Below are 14,953 nucleotides of genomic sequence, written 5' to 3' on the forward strand. Positions count from 1 at the left end.
GCCACAGAACCTGGCCCCAGGGAGGAGCACACCATGACATGCCGGATCATCATCGCCGACGACCATCCCATGTTCCGCGAAGGCATGCTGCGCACCGTGCAACGCCTGCTGCCCGAGGCCCGCGTGGAACAGGCCGGCGACCTGGATACAGTGCTGCACCTGCTCAAGAGCGGCAGCGAAGTCGACACCCTGATCCTCGATTTGCGCTTCCCCGGCCTGACCTGTATCAGCCAGTTGGGCGAGCTGCGCCAGCAACTGCGGCGCACCACGCTAATCGTGGTGTCGATGGTCGATGACCCGGGGTTGATCGAACAGGTGATGGCGCTGGGCGCCGATGGTTTTATCGGCAAGAACATCGCCCCCGAAGAAATCGGCCAGGCCCTGCTCGCCATCCGCCAGGGCGAGGTGCTGGTCAAGTTCGCCCCCTCGGGGCTGTTGCCCCTGGACACCAACACCCTGACCGCGCGCCAGCAGGAGGTGTTGCGACTGATCGCCCAAGGCAAGACCAACAAGGAAATCGCCAAGGCCCTGGATATTTCGCCGTTTACCGTGCGCATCCATGTGTCGGGGTTGTTGAGAAGTCTGAACGTGCCATCGCGGGCAGCGGCGGCAGTGAAGTACAACACCCCTCTTTAGGAGCAGCACCATCAAAGCCCTCTCCATCGTGCGCCCCAGCGGCAGCCGCATCGCCGCAGGCGAAAAAACCCTGGAAATCCGCCGCTGGCAGCCACAACTGGAGCCTTCCCAGGACCTGCTGATTGTCGAGAACGGGCGCTTCCTGCATACCGATGGCGATGAAGATGAAACCGGCGTGGCCGTCGCCATCGTGCGGGTAAAAGCAGTGCGTGCGTTCACCCCCGAGGACGTGCCAGCGGCCTGCGCCAGCTATTTCGAGGAAGGCTGGCTCGCCTGGGAACTGAGTGATGTACGGCCGCTCACCCGCCCCTTCACCGCCCTGGCGGCACGCGGGATCTACGACGTTGAATTCATGGATAACAGCGAGAACTGCATGAACAGCCCTATCAGAGTCGCCACCCCGGCAGATATCGACGCCATCTTCGACATTCGCACCAGCGTCAGGGAAAACCACCTGTCCCACGAGCAGTTGGCAGAAATGGGCATCACCCCCGATGCCATCCAACTAGCCATGCAGCAAGCGCCCTGCGTCTGGGTCGCCGAGGTGCAAGGTGTAGCGGTCGGGTTTGCCATGGCCGATATCGACGACGGCTGTGTATTTGCCGCCTTCATCCGCCCCGAATTCGAAGGCCGCGGGCTGGGCCGCAAACTGATGGAGCAGGCCGAAGCCTTGTTGTTCCAGCACCATCGACAGATCTGGCTGGAAACCGCCCAAGCGAGCCGGGCCAGTGGGTTTTACCAGCGCCTGGGGTGGGTGGTGGTGGAGCAATTGGCGGGCGGGGATATTCGGATGGAGAAGCACCGGCAATAAGCCCGGCACTGGGATTTTCGCCAGCGCACCGACCCCGCTATCATGCAGCCCCTCGTTCAATCGCCCAGCCCAGGAATCCCCATGCCCGCCCTCACCTTGCGCAACGCCACGCCGGCAGACGCCCCCCGCTGCTACGAGATCGAAATCAGCGCCTATGAGGGCGATGAAGCCGCGACCCTGGAGAAGATCGCCACGCGTATCGCCCTGTACCCGCAAGGCTTCCTGATTCTGGAAGCGGACGGTCAGGTAGTGGGCTTTATCAACGGCGGTTGCGCCCATGATGTGGTGATGTCGGATGAGGCCTTCAAGGAGTTGGTGGGGCACTCAGCGGATGCGCCGAATGTAGTGATCATGTCGGTGGTGGTGGACCCGGCGCACCAGGGCAAGGGCTACGCCAGGCAATTGATGACAGCCTTTGTGCAGCGCATGCGCGGGATGGGCAAACAGACCATCCACTTGATGTGCAAGGAGCAGCATGTGCCGCTGTACACACGCATGGGTTACCAGTATGTGCAGCCCTCGGCGTCAGACCACGGCGGGATGGCTTGGCATGAAATGGTGATGACGCTCTGAGCCGGCACGGGGCCTCACCAGCTCCCTGAGGCCCCACCGCCGCCGCTGGAACCGCCGCCACCGGAAAACCCGCCACCGGAGCTTGAACTTGAGCTGGAGCTGGAGCTTGAACGGTCACTGGAACCGGAGCTCGACCCGCCCGTGCCCTGACCATAAATGAACAACGCCGCGAACGAGCTGATGGGCCAGGCGAACAACCAGCCATCAAGCCCCATCTCCAGCATGTACCCCGCCGCGCCATAGACCCCCAGCACCATCACCGATTGCACGCAAAAACCCAGCCGACTGTGTTTCCAGGCGGCTTTCATCGCCGCGAACAGGATCAGGTACAGGCCCAGCACCGCCAGCGCGGCCAGCGGCCATGCCAGCCAGTTCATAAAGGACACTTCAGTCAGGTAGTGATCCACCAACCCCAGGCCGATGCTGTAGGTCATCAGCCCCACTACGCAATAAAACACCGCCTTGGCCTGCCATAACGCGCCAAACAGGGCCGCGCTGATCGACATACAAAACGGCAGCGCCAGCACATAGATCGGCCAGGCCTTGCCATTGATCGCGGCCAGTGCCGTCAGCAACACGGTCAGCACCAGGCCGGCAATCAGGCCGCGGCGCCAATGCAGCTTGCCCGAGGCCAGCAGCACCCCGCCGACAGCCCCCAGAATCAGCGCCAGCAACACCGCAGTTTCATCCACTGTTTCGCGGGTCTGGTCTACTGCCGGCAAGTCCCCCCCCTCGACCAGCACGGTCAGGGCGTCCACGGCGCGCTGCACACCGCCAGCGTAATCGCCCTGGCGAAACGCCGGGTTCAGTTGCTCCTCGATAATCCGGTGGCTCAACAGGTCCGTGACCACCCCCTCCAGGCCGTAACCGACTTCGATCCGCACAGTGCGGTCGTCCTTGACCACCAGCAGCAAAATACCGTCGTCGATGCCCTTGCGCCCCAATTTCCAGGCGCGAAACAGTTGGGTGGTGAATGTTTCGAGGTCAGCGTCGCCCGTACTCGGCAGCAGTATCACAGCGATTTGCGCGCCTTTGCGTTGTTCGAGGTCTGCCAGTTGCTCAGTCAGACGCTGCTGGGTCGAGGTATCCAGGGTATGGGTCAGGTCGATCACCCGCTGGTTCAGCGGTACATTCTCCAATGCTGGCGGCGCCGTTTGCGCCACGGCCAACGTGGTGAACACCATGACCAGCAGGCCCAAGACCGATTGCCGTATAAACTGCCCCATAGTTTGTTACCTGACGTTTCATCCTGAAGACGCCGACTTTACCTGATCAACGCGCATTGAATCTCCAGGCTGACGCGAAAAGTTCGTGGCAACACGCCCCTGCGAGCCGGACCTTCGACATCGCGACAATCAGGGATAACTCAGCGTCACCAGGTAAGCCCCTGAACGCAACGGTTTGCCTGCCGCATCGCTCAAGTTGTATTGCCGATCGAAGTAACGACCATTGCGCGTTTCAGTCACCATCTTGACCTTGACCACCGAGTGGTCCAAGGCACTGACGGTACGCACCGGCTCGACACCCTGGGCGCTGACGTTGCTTGCGGGTACAAACTGCGGGCAACCACTCAGGGCCAATGTCGCCCCCGCCCCATCGCCCGTAGTGCATGTTGCCTCGACGATGCTGCCGCGGAAATGGATAACGCCGTGGCTCACGGGCGCCGCCTGGGCAGTGCCACTGACGAGCGCGAAAAACAGGCTGATACCGACTGCCAAACGTTGACTGCTCATATTGAACGCTCCTGGGTATGTACCCATCACGTCGGCAAGCTTGGTCGGTTTCTTGAGTGTTTGAGAAATGCCTGATGGTTAATTTTTCAAGGATGCCAACCGGGTCTCATATTGCGCGTCGCTGCGCACCTACAGGACCGCGCCCAGGGCCTTCAACAGCACGCCATCGCGGCCATAGATATCCGGCGCGTACAGCAACGCCCCCTGGCTATCCACCTGCACCGTCCAGTACCCCAGCAACACCGGGACCGGCGTGGCCAGGCGGAACTCATGGGTCAGCCCGGTCGCCAGCAATTCCTCGGTCCGCGCTTTTTCTGCCGGGTTCACCAGCAGATCGCGCAGCAGCATCGGCTGCTCCACCCGCACACACCCCGAGCTGAACGCCCGTGGCCCCTTGCTGAACAACGGTTGGCTGGGCGTATCGTGCAGGTACACGGAGAATGGATTGGGGAAGCGCATGACGATCTTGCCCAGCGGGTTGCGCGGGCCGGCGTCCTGGCGCAGGAGGATGTTGCCGGGGTGCGACCAGTCCACCTGCTCGGGCAACAGGGCGCGGCCTTCACTGTCGAGCACTTTGAGGTTCTGTTGGCGCAGGTACTCCGGGTTCAGGCGGATGGCCGGCAGTTTGTCCTCGCGCATGATGGTCGGCGGGATGGTCCAGGTAGGGTTGAGGGTCAGGCGTGTGATGCGCGACTTGAGCAGTGGCGTCTGCCGTTCGGCGCGGCCCACCTGCAGGCGGGTCTGCCACACGGGCACACCACCCTGGTAGACACTCAACTGCGCCGCCGCGACGTTGACCAGAATGCCATCCGGCTCCAGGTCCTGGGCCAGCCAGCGAAAACGTTCGAGGTTGACCCGCAGTTGCTCGCGGCGCACCGCCGGGCTGACGTTAAGCTCGGCCACCGTGCCCGGGCCGATCACCCCGTCGGCTTGCAGCGAATGGCTGGCCTGGAAGCGCTTCACCGCCGCCACCAGCTCATTGCCGTATTGATTGCCCTTGGGCACGCTCGCCAACTGGCCGCCACTGACCAGGCGTCGGGCCAGGGCCGGCACCCGTGGGTCTTCGCCACCGGGACGCAGCAATGGGCCGTCGGCAATCACACCCCACTGCGGCAAGGGTTGCAGGCGTTGGGTGGCATACGCCGCGCGCAGGCTACGATACAGACCGGCTGCGGGCCGGGCCTGGTCGAACGCCGCCGGCATGTCCGCAAGCCCCGCGTTGGCCAGGGCCAGCACCGCAACGGCCGGATCCTCAGTTGGCGGCTGGGAATGCCACAGCGGCTCGTAATGGGCCTGCTGCAAACGGCCATAGTGCAAGTCATGCAGGGCCTGCAGGTAGTGCTGGCTGGTTGCGAAGTCGGTACACAGCACATTGCTGGTGGTTGCCACGTCGGGCAGCCGGTAGTGCGCCGGATCGAGGCCGTCGTCGGCCAGCAACAGCAACTGGCCCTGCAGGGCCGTTCGGCGATCGTCCACCGACCACAGGGCAGCATTGCCTTGTTGCTGGTAAAAAGCCTGCAGCCGCAGCTCGGCCGGTGTATCCAGTTGGGTCGCCAAATCGGGGCAAACACTCGACAACTGCCCAAGTGCCAGCTGTACTGGGTTTGGCGGCTCGACCGGCAGTTCATCGGCCATGGCGACCAATGGTGCTACGAGCAAGCAAAGGCTCAAGTAACATGCGTGTTTTTTGAACAATGGCTTAGCTCCAATCTACGGCGGAGATGCTTGATAAATGCTGAATATTTACTGCCGACTCGGCCTGATCGCCGCCGCCCTGGGCGCGTTCTGTACGGGTGCCTTCGCAGAGAATGCCAAACCTCATACCTTGTATAACAGCCTGGCGCGCTCGGCTCCAGAACTCAATCCCACTGTACTTAAAAGTGCCCTCAGCGCGATGCAGTGTGCTGTCAATAACGGCCAGGAACGCTCTGAACGCCTGGCCGTGATCGACTACTCACAACCTTCGACCGCCCGTCGCCTGTGGATTTTCGATCTGCGGCAAAAAAAGCTGGTGCTACGCGACCTGGTAGCCCACGGGCAAAAATCCGGGGAAAACTTCGCCACCCAGTTCTCCAACAGCGAAGGCAGCCATCAATCCAGCCTCGGGTTGTTCCGCACCCAGGAAAGCTACCAGGGCACCCATGGCTACTCGCTGCGCATGGACGGCCTGGAGCCGGGGTTCAATGACCAGGCCCGCGACCGTGCCATCGTGATCCACGCCGCCGACTACGTCAGCCCCTTGTGGAGCAAGCGTGAAGGCCGCATCGGCCGCAGCCAGGGCTGCCCCGCCGTGCGACCGCAGGTGGCGCGCCAGGTGGTGGACAAACTCAAGGATGGACAGTTCATGTTTTCCTGGTACCCCGACCAGCGCTGGCTGAAATCCTCGCCCTACCTCAATTGCAAGCCGCGCCAGATCGCCAGCGCCGGTTGAGGTAGTATCTGGAAGGCCGAGCCTGACCAGAGAGAGAACCTCCAATGCTTTTGCACCAGTCAACGTGGATCGAGATAAGCCAATTTCTCGACCGTAGCCGCACCGTGGTGATTCCTATCGGTTCCAATGAACAACATGGCCCTACCGGCCTGTTGGGCACCGATTGGATGTGCCCGGAAATCATTGCCCATCACGCGCAAAAAGACGCCGATATCCTGGTCGGCCCGACCTTCAATATCGGCATGGCCCAGCATCACCTTGGGTTCCCCGGCACCATCTCCCTGCGCCCGTCGACGTTTATCGCCGCCATCGGTGACTGGACCCGCTCCCTGGCGGCCCACGGCTTTGAGAAGATCCTGTTTCTCAATGGCCACGGCGGCAATATCGCCACCATCGAAGCCGCCTTTTCCGAACTGTACGCCGAGGCCAGCTTCGCCCGTCGCCCTGCCGGCTTTGCCTTGAAGCTGTGCAACTGGTGGGACCTGGAAGGTGTTGGCGAACTGGCGCGCGCGCAGTTCCCGACGGGGCATGGCACCCATGCCACCCCTTCCGAGATTGCGATTACCCAATGGGCTTATCCGGACTTGATCAAGACCGCCGACTATTCACCGCAGATCGCGTCTTCCGGCCCGATCCGCGAGGCCCAGGATTTCCGCGCCCGCCACCCGGATGGCCGGATGGGTTCCGACCCGGCCCTGGCAACGCCTGAGAAAGGCGCTGAACTGGTGGTGCTGGCCGCCAAGGGCCTGGTGTCCGCAGTGGAGGCTTTCAGCCGCGAAGCCATGCCAAACTGACGGTTGCGACACCGGCACACAATAAAATCTATAAGAAGGACCTCTCCATGAAACCCCATCAGAAGACCTTTGATCGCATCCGCAACGCCGTCCTGCCAGAGTATCGCGAGCGCGTTGCCGACTATTTGATCGAGTACGAAAACGTCCTGCAGGACCCGACTGCCGATGCCGATCAGGCCAGCGCCGCCGCCCAGCAGTTGCGCGGCTACATACGCGGCCTGAACACCACCCGGGTGCTCGGCATGGAAGACTGGGAAGACCTCGACCGCCGGGTCGCGCAGGAATGGCCGCTGGGCGCTACAACGCCGGACGTGCCTGGTTGACCCAGGCCTGTACCGATGGCCGCTGCCACTGACGCTGGGCATATGCCACCAACCGCGCGGGCACCGGATCGCCATTGAGGATCAGCCGGTTGAGCATCACGGCCAGGTCCACATCGGCAATCGACCATTGGCCAAACAGGTAGTCGTCGCCCTCGGCCAACCATTGCTGCGCCGCCGCAATCAGCTTGTCGGCCGCCACCTGGCCCTGGGTTGATAACGGGCCATATTGGACCCCGCAAAACACCACCAGTGTGGAGCGTTCCTGGCGGATCGCCAGCAGATCGCTGCGCAACCATGCCTGAATCTGCCGTGCCCGCGCACGTTGGCGCGGCTCCCTGGGATACACCGGCACCTGCGGGAACACATCCTCCAGGTACTCGGTAATCGCCGACGACTCGGACAAGGCAAACCCAGCCTGCTCCAGGGTCGGCACCCGCTGGGTCACGGACAGCCCGGTAAACACCGGAGACTGCTGCTCCAGCGCGTCAAGGTCGAGGGGGCGCACCTCGAACGGTAGGCCTTTTTCCCGCAGGGTCACAAACACCGACATTGCATACGGGCTGGTGAACAGGGCATCGACATACAAGCGCATCGGCAGGTCAGTCACGGTGGCATCTCCTTGGGTGAGCAGCCACGCTACGAGATGTGCGGCGATAAATACAATGTCGCTTTTTTATCGGCCCATTCCCGCGAGGAATACTAGCCAGAAAATCCGCCGCCCGTGAGAAACGCCTGCTCCTGCTCAGTCGTCACCCGGCCCAACGCCGCGTTGCGGTGCGGAAAGCGACCGAATCGCTCGATGATCTCGGCGTGCTCCTTGGCCCAGTGATAGGTACTGGCGTCGAGCTGCTTGTTCAAGACCAAAGACCGTTGTTGGTCCTCAGGGCTTTCGGAATGTTCGAAAGGCAAATAGCAAAACGCCCGCAATGCCGGATCAATCAGCCGATCCATCCCGGCGTCGATCATACGTGCGGCATAAGCCCTGGCCAGTGGATCGGTCGCGAACATATGGGCGGTACCCCGGAAGGTATTGCGCGGGTATTGATCGAGCAGGATCAGCAGCGCCAGCGCGCCGTCGGGCTCGTCCATCCAGTGTTCCAGTTCGCCCCTGGCTGCCTGGAAGTGCGCCTCGTGGAAGCGGGCGCCAAACTCGGCATCGAACTGTGGATCTTTCTTGAACCAGCGTGATGGGCCCGCCGCCATCCAGAATTGCACGACAGCCTTGATATCAACGAGGACGCTCATAAGTCACTCCAGGGTGGTCAAAGTCTGCGCCCTACCCTAGCACCTGCAGGGCCCGATTCCGACTGAGAAATCCACAGCTGCCGACGAATGTTATAAGATAACCGCCCCTACATTCCCGCCGGCGACCCTGCACCATGACCGACGCTGTTCCCGCTGCCCGTTTACGCCAACGCCTGCTCTCCATCGACGCCCTGCGCGGCCTGGTGATCCTGTTCATGTTGCTCGACCACGTGCGTGAGACGTTCCTGCTGCACCGCCAGGTCAGCGACCCGATGAGCATCGACAGCACGGAGCCGGCGCTGTTTATCAGCCGCACCCTGGCCCACTTGTGTGCGCCGGTGTTTGTGTTGCTGACCGGCTTGTCGGCGTATCTGTACGGCGAAAAGTACCAAGGCCGTGGCGATGTTGCGGCGTTTCTGTTCAAGCGCGGGCTGTTCCTGGTGGTGCTGGAATTTACCCTGGTGAACTTCGCCTGGACCTTCCAACTGCCCCCCAGCGTGATCTATATGCAGGTGATCTGGGCCATCGGCGTGAGCATGATCGCCCTCGCCGCACTGGTGTGGCTGCCCCGCCCGCTGCTGATCGGCCTGGCGCTGGTGATCATTGGCGGGCATAACCTACTCGATGGCGTGCATTGCGCGGCGGGGTCGGCGTGGCATATTCCCTGGACGATCCTGCATGAGCGCAGCTGGATCGAGGTGAGCGACACCCTGCGCCTGCGCACGACCTACCCGGTGTTGCCGTGGATCGGGGTGATTGCCCTGGGTTACAGCCTCGGCCCCTGGTTTACCGGGGCGATGCCGGCGGCGCGGCGTCAGCGGTATCTGTTGCTGGCGGGCATTTGCGCTCTGGTGGGCTTTGGGGTGTTGCGCACGATCAATGGTTACGGTGAGGCACCGTGGCACAGCCATGACAGCCCGGTGCAGACCTGGATGAGCTTCTTCAATATCACCAAGTATCCGCCGTCATTGCTGTTCCTGGCGCTGACCCTGGGCGTGGGGCTGCTGTTGCTGCTGGCCTTTGAACGCGCCGGGCAGCGGCGCTGGATCGACATACTGGCGGTGTTCGGCGCGGCGCCGATGTTCTTCTACTTGCTGCACCTGTATGTGCTGAAGGTGTTGTACGTGATGGGGGTGGCGCTGTTTGGCCTAAACCAGGGGACGCACTTTGGGTTCGACAGCGTGGGGGCGGTGTGGCTGGTGGCGTTGTTACTGCCGCTGGCGTTGTACCTGCCCGTGCGCTGGTTTGCCCGGCTGAAGGCCCGGCGGCGGGATATAGCGTGGCTCAAATACCTTTGAGCACAAAGATCCACATGTGGGAACTGGCTTGCCTGCGATGGCGGTGGGTCAGTTGCCAGAAGCAGTGAATGGGCTGCCGCTATCGCGGGCAAGCCCGCTCCCACAGGGGGGTTGCGCGTGGCATAGAGTTTTGGTGCCGCCACAAATCAAATGTGGGAGCTGGCTTGCCTGCGATGGCGGTGGGTCAGTTGTCAGAAGTAGTGACTGGGCTGCCGCTATCGCGGGCAAGCCCGCTCCCACAGGGAGTCTGCGTGTGGTAGAGAATTTGGGTGCCGCCACAAATCAAATGTGGGAGCTGGCTTGCCTGCGATGGCGGTGGGTCAGTTGTCAGAAGTAGTGAATGGGCTGCCGCTATCGCGGGCAAGCCCGCTCCCACAGGGGGGCTGCGCGTGGCAGAGAGTTTTGGTGCCGCCACAATTCAAATGTGGGAGCTGGCTTGCCTGCGATGGCGGTGGGTCAGTTGCCAGAAGTAGTCACTGGACTGCCGCTATCGCGGGCAAGCCCGCTCCCACAATGGGATTTGTGTCAGCCGCAGTTACGCCCATTCAGCGCGCAATTGCCGGGCAGCTGTAACCATGTGAATCAACGCCGCTTCCGTCTCCGGCCAGGCGCGGGTCTTCAGGCCGCAGTCGGGGTTGACCCATAGGCGCTCGGCCGGGATGCGCTGGGCGGCTTTGCGCAGCAGGTTGGCCATTTCCGAGGCGTCGGGCACCCGGGGTGAGTGGATGTCGTAGACCCCCGGGCCAATGTCGTTCGGGTAAGCGAAGGCTTCGAACGCGTCCAGCAGTTCCATGTCCGAACGGGAAGTCTCGATGGTGATCACGTCGGCATCCATCGCCGCGATGGACTCGATCACGTCGTTGAATTCGCTGTAGCACATATGGGTATGGATCTGGGTTTCGTCACGCACACCCGAGGCGCACAGGCGGAACACTTCGGTGGCCCAGTCCAGGTAGTGCTGCCACTGGGCCCGGCGCAGGGGCAGGCCTTCACGGAACGCCGCTTCATCAATCTGTACGATCTTGATGCCCGCCGCTTCCAGGTCCACCACTTCGTCACGGATCGCCAGCGCCAGTTGCCGGGCCTGCACTTCGCGGCTCACGTCTTCGCGGGGGAATGACCACATCAGCATGGTCACCGGGCCGGTCAGCATGCCCTTCATGACCTTGTCGGTCAGGCCTTGGGCATAGCGGATCCACTCCACGGTCATGGCTTTCGGGCGGCTCAGGTCGCCGAAGATCACCGCCGGTTTCACGCAGCGAGAGCCATAGCTCTGCACCCAGCCAAAGCGGGTAAATACATAGCCGTCCAGCTGTTCGGCAAAGTACTCGACCATGTCGTTACGTTCGGCTTCACCGTGCACCAGCACGTCCAGGCCAAGGTTTTCCTGCACTTCAACGGCGTGCTTGATCTCGCTGTGCATCGCCTCGACATATTCGGCCTCGCTTAACTTGCCGGCCTTGAACGACTGGCGCGCCAGGCGGATCGACGCGGTCTGCGGGAACGAACCAATGGTGGTGGTCGGGAACAGCGGCAAGTCGAGGCCGGCGCGCTGCTGGGCGATGCGTTGGGCAAACCGCGACTGGCGCTGGCTGTCCTTGGCGGTGATAGCCGCCACGCGAGCTTGTACCGCCGGTTTGTGGATACGCGGCGAGGCCCCGCGGGCCGCTTGCACGGCGCGGCTTTGGGCCAAGGCAGCAAGCACGTTCGGCGCTTCGGGCTGGTTGATGGCCTGGGTCAGCACGGCGACTTCTTCACACTTTTGTACGGCGAAGGCCAGCCAGCTTTTCAGCTCGGCGTCGAGCTTGTCTTCACGCCCCAGATCCACCGGGCTGTGCAGCAGCGAACAGGACGGCGCAACCCACAGGCGATCACCTAGGCGTTCATGGGCGTGCTGCAAGGTAGCCAGGGCATTTTCCAGGTCGCAGCGCCAGACGCTCCGCCCGTTGACCACCCCCAAGGACAGCACCTTATAGGCCGGCAGACGGTCGAGAATCGTCGGGTATTGGTCAGGTGCGCGCACCAGATCAATGTGCAGGCCATCGACCGGCAAGTTGGCCGCCAGGCCGAGGTTTTCTTCGAGCCCGCCAAAGTAAGTGGCGACCAGTTTTTTCAGCGGGTCACGCTGGATCAGGTTGTAGGCGCGTTCAAACGCGTTTTTCCAGTCCTGGGGCAGATCCAGCACCAGGATCGGCTCGTCGATCTGCACCCATTCCACGCCCAGGTCCGCCAGGCGCTGGAAGATCTGCCCGTACAGCGGCAGCAGGCGGTCGAGCAGGTCGAGCTTGTCAAAGTCACCGCCCTTGGCCTTGCCCAGCCACAGGTACGTCAGCGGCCCGATCACCACCGGCTTGACGGTGTGCCCCAGGTCGCGGGCCTCCTGGACTTCTTCGAACAATTGGTCCCAGCCCAGATGGAACTGCTGGTCCGCGCTGAATTCAGGCACCAGGTAGTGGTAGTTGGTGTCGAACCACTTGGTCATTTCCTGGGCGTGGGCACCGCCGCAGCAGCTGTCGCTGACGCCACGGGCCATGGCAAACAGGGTATTGAGGGTGGCATGCCCATCAGCCGGGCGGAAACGCTCGGGGATCACACCAAACATCAGCGAATGGGTCAGCACCTGGTCATACCAGGCAAAATCCCCAGCCGGCAGCAACTCGATGCCGGCCTGTTTCTGCAAGTCCCAGTGGGTCTTCCGCAATTCACGGCCGACGGCGCGCAGACCGGCTTCGTCCAGCTCACCCTTCCAAAACGCTTCCTGCGCTTTTTTCAGTTCACGATCGCGTCCAATGCGCGGAAATCCAAGGGAATGAGCGACAGCCATGACAAAAACTCCAATGTGTTGGTATGGGAGCTATTGTCGGCAGCGGGTCATAATGAGACAAACTCATTTTACTGTAGATGATCACGAATCTCGCTCATGATCGGCCTACCCCAGGCTTTTTATGGAGACGGCTGAACGTGACGGAAGTCCCACCAACTGGCAGAAACTGGTTTTTTCTTGACCTCGGGTGGATAGAGCGAGCGGACAAAGTGGATATCACCCTCGGAGAGCTCATTGTTGTCCCCAATAGCATCTCCACTGTTGAGCCAGGATGAATTGAAACCATAATGCATGATGGATTTACGATCATAGTCAGATGACACAACATCGGAAACCAACGGCCCAAAATTCGCTTTTAGTTCTTTCTCCCCACCTTTATCCATGTAGGTTTTCTTGACTTCGGACCAATTGATATCCAAATCATTGTTTTCGTGCTGATGTTCATGTTGCAACCCCAAAACATGACCGAACTCATGCTGGATCGTACCGGCGTTATAAGCATTCGGCCCACCCTTGAGGCCGATGACCATTGTAGGTTTGTCGGGCGGTACATAGAGCGAGCGGGTACCCAAGTACGAATGCCCACCGGAAATATCGTTGTCTGCGGCAATCCGGATATCCCCGTCGGCGGCGTCAGTGAACTCAAAGTGCAGATTGACGTGAGGCGCCCATTTATTGATGTTGGCTTTGGTAAATTCTTCTTGCGCTTTACTCATGCCCATCAGGGAAATTCTTATGACTGAGTGTTGTGGCCATAACGCCGAAGCTGACGCCACCCCACGCTTTTGCCTGGAAGACGCAGCAACCTCTTCCTTGGCAGTTTGATCGGCGTTCTCGTTGGGCAGGTAGTTCGGTGGATAGGCAGATGAGTGAGCGTTCAGTTGGACAGTCAAAGTCGTAGCTCCAGCAGCGATGTATTTCCCATTACGTCGTAATTCGGCGCTATAGGTTCCACTGGGGCCATGACAAGGGTTTACGCGTGACGATCAAGCGTGCGCCTGGCGACTAAACCACTGCCTGACCGCCTGGCCACACGGTTATGCACCCATTTGATGACCAATACCTGAGTGGCCTGTAGGCCCAAGCCTGCAAATTCCGCTGACTAACCTTTCGATCCTGAGCAAGTGCGGGCACAATGCCTGTCCTTTTTTGGCAGGCTCCGCCGCAGGCTCTGAAAAATGATCAAAACCCCGTATTACCTCATCGACAAACAGAAGCTTCTGGTCAACATGCAGAAGATCGCCTACGTGCGCGAGCAGTCCGGCGCCAAGGCGCTGCTGGCGCTCAAGTGCTTTGCCACCTGGTCGGTGTTCGACCTGATGCAGGAATACATGGACGGCACCACGTCCTCGTCGCTGTACGAGCTCAAGCTCGGTCGCCAGAAGTTCGAAGGTGAAGCCCACGCCTATAGCGTGGCCTGGGCCGACGATGAGATCGAGGAGATGCTCGACAACTGCGACAAGATCATCTTCAACTCCATCAGCCAGCTGCAGCGCTTTGCCGAGCGCAGCGAGGGCAAGACCCGCGGCCTGCGCGTCAACCCGCAAGTGAGCAGCTCCGACTACCTGCTGGCCGACCCGGCGCGTCCCTTCAGCCGTCTGGGCGAGTGGGATCCGGTGAAGATCGAAGGCGTGATCGAGCAGATCTCCGGCTTCATGTTCCACAACAACTGCGAGAACGGTGACTTCAACCTGTTCGACCAGATGCTGAACACCATCGAAGAACGTTTCGGCGCACTGCTGCACAAGGTCAACTGGGTCAGCCTCGGCGGCGGCATCCACTTTACCGGCGAAGGCTATGCCATCGACGCGTTCTGCCAGCGCCTCAAGGCGTTCTCGCAGAAGTACGACGTGCAGGTGTACCTGGAACCCGGCGAAGCGGCGATCACCAACAGCGCCTCCCTGGAAGTGACCGTGCTCGACACCCTGTACAACGGCAAAAACCTCGCCGTGGTCGACAGCTCCATCGAAGCCCACCTGCTGGACCTGCTGATCTATCGCCTCAACGCCAAACTGGCGCCAAGCGATGGCGAACACACCTACATGGTGTGCGGCAAGTCGTGCCTGGCCGGTGATATCTTCGGCGAATATCAATTTGATCAGCCGCTGGCCATCGGCGATCGACTGTCGTTCATCGACACGGCAGGCTACACCATGGTCAAGAAAAACTGGTTCAACGGCCTGAAAATGCCGTCCATCGTAGTGAAACAACTCGACGGTACAGTCGAAGTGGTTCGTGAATTTGGTTACGACGACTACCTGTCCAGCCTTTCGTAAAGCGGACAG

General features: G+C 61.2%; 15 protein-coding genes and 1 pseudogene. 9 read left to right on the forward strand and 7 right to left on the reverse strand.

What is annotated here, in order from left to right:
- Nucleotides 1–33: 33 nt before the first annotated feature.
- The 4 genes and pseudogenes from PSFL_RS23350 (at nucleotide 34) to PSFL_RS23365 (ending at nucleotide 2,020) form a co-directional block, all read left to right on the forward strand.
- The gene (locus PSFL_RS23350) at nucleotides 34–636 is read left to right on the forward strand and encodes a response regulator transcription factor (protein WP_057438671.1); all 603 of its coding nucleotides are present in this window, start codon (nucleotides 34–36) and stop codon (nucleotides 634–636) included.
- Nucleotides 637–664: 28 nt separating this feature from the next.
- Nucleotides 665–892 (forward strand): annotated as a pseudogene (locus tag PSFL_RS23355) (ASCH domain-containing protein); the annotation flags it as partial.
- 117 nt (nucleotides 893–1,009) lie between these two features.
- Nucleotides 1,010–1,447 (forward strand): GNAT family N-acetyltransferase, encoded by a 438-nt coding sequence (locus PSFL_RS23360; protein WP_115129384.1) that lies wholly within the window; start codon nucleotides 1,010–1,012, stop codon nucleotides 1,445–1,447.
- Between the two features lie 81 nt (nucleotides 1,448–1,528).
- Nucleotides 1,529–2,020 (forward strand): GNAT family N-acetyltransferase, encoded by a 492-nt coding sequence (locus PSFL_RS23365; protein WP_115128008.1) that lies wholly within the window; start codon nucleotides 1,529–1,531, stop codon nucleotides 2,018–2,020.
- Between the two features lie 14 nt (nucleotides 2,021–2,034).
- Here PSFL_RS23365 and PSFL_RS23370 read toward each other — a convergent pair whose 3' ends face one another.
- The 3 genes from PSFL_RS23370 to PSFL_RS23380 all read right to left on the reverse strand — a co-directional run bounded on the left by PSFL_RS23370 (nucleotide 2,035) and on the right by PSFL_RS23380 (nucleotide 5,448).
- Entirely contained in the window at nucleotides 2,035–3,246 is a 1,212-nt protein-coding gene (locus PSFL_RS23370; protein WP_397470531.1) for a TPM domain-containing protein, read from the reverse strand.
- Nucleotides 3,247–3,375: 129 nt separating this feature from the next.
- Nucleotides 3,376–3,753 (reverse strand): type 1 fimbrial protein, encoded by a 378-nt coding sequence (locus tag PSFL_RS23375; RefSeq protein WP_115128006.1) that lies wholly within the window; start codon nucleotides 3,751–3,753, stop codon nucleotides 3,376–3,378.
- Nucleotides 3,754–3,882: 129 nt separating this feature from the next.
- Entirely contained in the window at nucleotides 3,883–5,448 is a 1,566-nt protein-coding gene (locus PSFL_RS23380) for a L,D-transpeptidase family protein (protein WP_115128005.1), read from the reverse strand.
- Between the two features lie 37 nt (nucleotides 5,449–5,485).
- On the opposite strand from PSFL_RS23380, the gene PSFL_RS23385 reads away from it, so the two are divergent.
- The 3 genes from PSFL_RS23385 to PSFL_RS23395 are packed head-to-tail and all read left to right on the forward strand — an operon-like array spanning nucleotide 5,486 to nucleotide 7,301.
- Nucleotides 5,486–6,184 (forward strand): murein L,D-transpeptidase catalytic domain family protein, encoded by a 699-nt coding sequence (locus PSFL_RS23385; RefSeq protein WP_115128004.1) that lies wholly within the window; start codon nucleotides 5,486–5,488, stop codon nucleotides 6,182–6,184.
- A 44-nt stretch (nucleotides 6,185–6,228) separates the two neighbouring features.
- Nucleotides 6,229–6,978, forward strand: a complete 750-nt coding sequence (locus tag PSFL_RS23390; RefSeq protein ID WP_057438676.1) for a creatininase family protein — start codon at nucleotides 6,229–6,231, stop codon at nucleotides 6,976–6,978.
- Nucleotides 6,979–7,025: 47 nt separating this feature from the next.
- The gene (locus tag PSFL_RS23395; RefSeq protein ID WP_057438677.1) at nucleotides 7,026–7,301 is read left to right on the forward strand and encodes a hypothetical protein; all 276 of its coding nucleotides are present in this window, start codon (nucleotides 7,026–7,028) and stop codon (nucleotides 7,299–7,301) included.
- Here PSFL_RS23395 and yfcF read toward each other — a convergent pair.
- A complete protein-coding gene (yfcF, locus tag PSFL_RS23400) occupies nucleotides 7,276–7,908 on the reverse strand; it encodes a glutathione transferase (RefSeq protein WP_115128003.1) in 633 nt (210 codons plus the stop codon). The genes PSFL_RS23395 and yfcF overlap by 26 nt on opposite strands.
- Before the next feature lie 92 nt (nucleotides 7,909–8,000).
- Nucleotides 8,001–8,546 carry a DUF924 family protein gene (locus tag PSFL_RS23405; RefSeq protein WP_397470532.1) on the reverse strand — a complete coding sequence of 182 codons (546 nt, stop codon included), beginning with the start codon at nucleotides 8,544–8,546 and terminating at the stop codon, nucleotides 8,001–8,003.
- 134 nt (nucleotides 8,547–8,680) lie between these two features.
- On the opposite strand from PSFL_RS23405, the gene PSFL_RS23410 reads away from it, so the two are divergent.
- Nucleotides 8,681–9,844 carry a DUF1624 domain-containing protein gene (locus PSFL_RS23410; RefSeq protein WP_397470533.1) on the forward strand — a complete coding sequence of 388 codons (1,164 nt, stop codon included), beginning with the start codon at nucleotides 8,681–8,683 and terminating at the stop codon, nucleotides 9,842–9,844.
- 535 nt (nucleotides 9,845–10,379) lie between these two features.
- Here PSFL_RS23410 and metE read toward each other — a convergent pair.
- On the reverse strand, nucleotides 10,380–12,668 hold the full coding sequence (metE, locus tag PSFL_RS23415) for a 5-methyltetrahydropteroyltriglutamate--homocysteine S-methyltransferase (protein WP_057438681.1): 2,289 nt from the start codon (nucleotides 12,666–12,668) through the stop codon (nucleotides 10,380–10,382).
- A gap of 119 nt (nucleotides 12,669–12,787) precedes the next feature.
- Nucleotides 12,788–13,561, reverse strand: coding sequence for a M12 family metallopeptidase (locus PSFL_RS23420; protein WP_315493105.1), 774 nt, complete (start codon nucleotides 13,559–13,561; stop codon nucleotides 12,788–12,790).
- Nucleotides 13,562–13,846: 285 nt separating this feature from the next.
- Between PSFL_RS23420 and PSFL_RS23425 the strand changes: the two genes are divergently transcribed.
- Entirely contained in the window at nucleotides 13,847–14,944 is a 1,098-nt protein-coding gene (locus PSFL_RS23425; RefSeq protein ID WP_057438683.1) for a carboxynorspermidine decarboxylase, read from the forward strand.
- The last annotated feature ends 9 nt before the right edge of the window (nucleotides 14,945–14,953 follow it).

Source organism: Pseudomonas sp. DD1, from assembly GCF_044510355.1.
Taxonomy (GTDB): domain Bacteria; phylum Pseudomonadota; class Gammaproteobacteria; order Pseudomonadales; family Pseudomonadaceae; genus Aquipseudomonas; species Aquipseudomonas shahriarae.

Bases quoted from the DNA above. Each gene is read 5' to 3' on its own strand.
- PSFL_RS23350 (WP_057438671.1), top strand. From the start codon at position 34: ATGACATGCCGGATCATCATCGCCGACGACCATCCCATGTTCCGCGAA.
- PSFL_RS23360 (WP_115129384.1), top strand. From the start codon at position 1,010: ATGAACAGCCCTATCAGAGTCGCCACCCCGGCAGATATCGACGCCATC.
- PSFL_RS23365 (WP_115128008.1), top strand. From the start codon at position 1,529: ATGCCCGCCCTCACCTTGCGCAACGCCACGCCGGCAGACGCCCCCCGC.
- PSFL_RS23370 (WP_397470531.1), bottom strand. From the start codon at position 3,246: ATGGGGCAGTTTATACGGCAATCGGTCTTGGGCCTGCTGGTCATGGTG.
- PSFL_RS23375 (WP_115128006.1), bottom strand. From the start codon at position 3,753: ATGAGCAGTCAACGTTTGGCAGTCGGTATCAGCCTGTTTTTCGCGCTC.
- PSFL_RS23385 (WP_115128004.1), top strand. From the start codon at position 5,486: ATGCTGAATATTTACTGCCGACTCGGCCTGATCGCCGCCGCCCTGGGC.
- PSFL_RS23390 (WP_057438676.1), top strand. From the start codon at position 6,229: ATGCTTTTGCACCAGTCAACGTGGATCGAGATAAGCCAATTTCTCGAC.
- PSFL_RS23395 (WP_057438677.1), top strand. From the start codon at position 7,026: ATGAAACCCCATCAGAAGACCTTTGATCGCATCCGCAACGCCGTCCTG.
- PSFL_RS23405 (WP_397470532.1), bottom strand. From the start codon at position 8,546: ATGAGCGTCCTCGTTGATATCAAGGCTGTCGTGCAATTCTGGATGGCG.
- PSFL_RS23410 (WP_397470533.1), top strand. From the start codon at position 8,681: ATGACCGACGCTGTTCCCGCTGCCCGTTTACGCCAACGCCTGCTCTCC.
- metE (WP_057438681.1), bottom strand. From the start codon at position 12,668: ATGGCTGTCGCTCATTCCCTTGGATTTCCGCGCATTGGACGCGATCGT.
- PSFL_RS23425 (WP_057438683.1), top strand. From the start codon at position 13,847: ATGATCAAAACCCCGTATTACCTCATCGACAAACAGAAGCTTCTGGTC.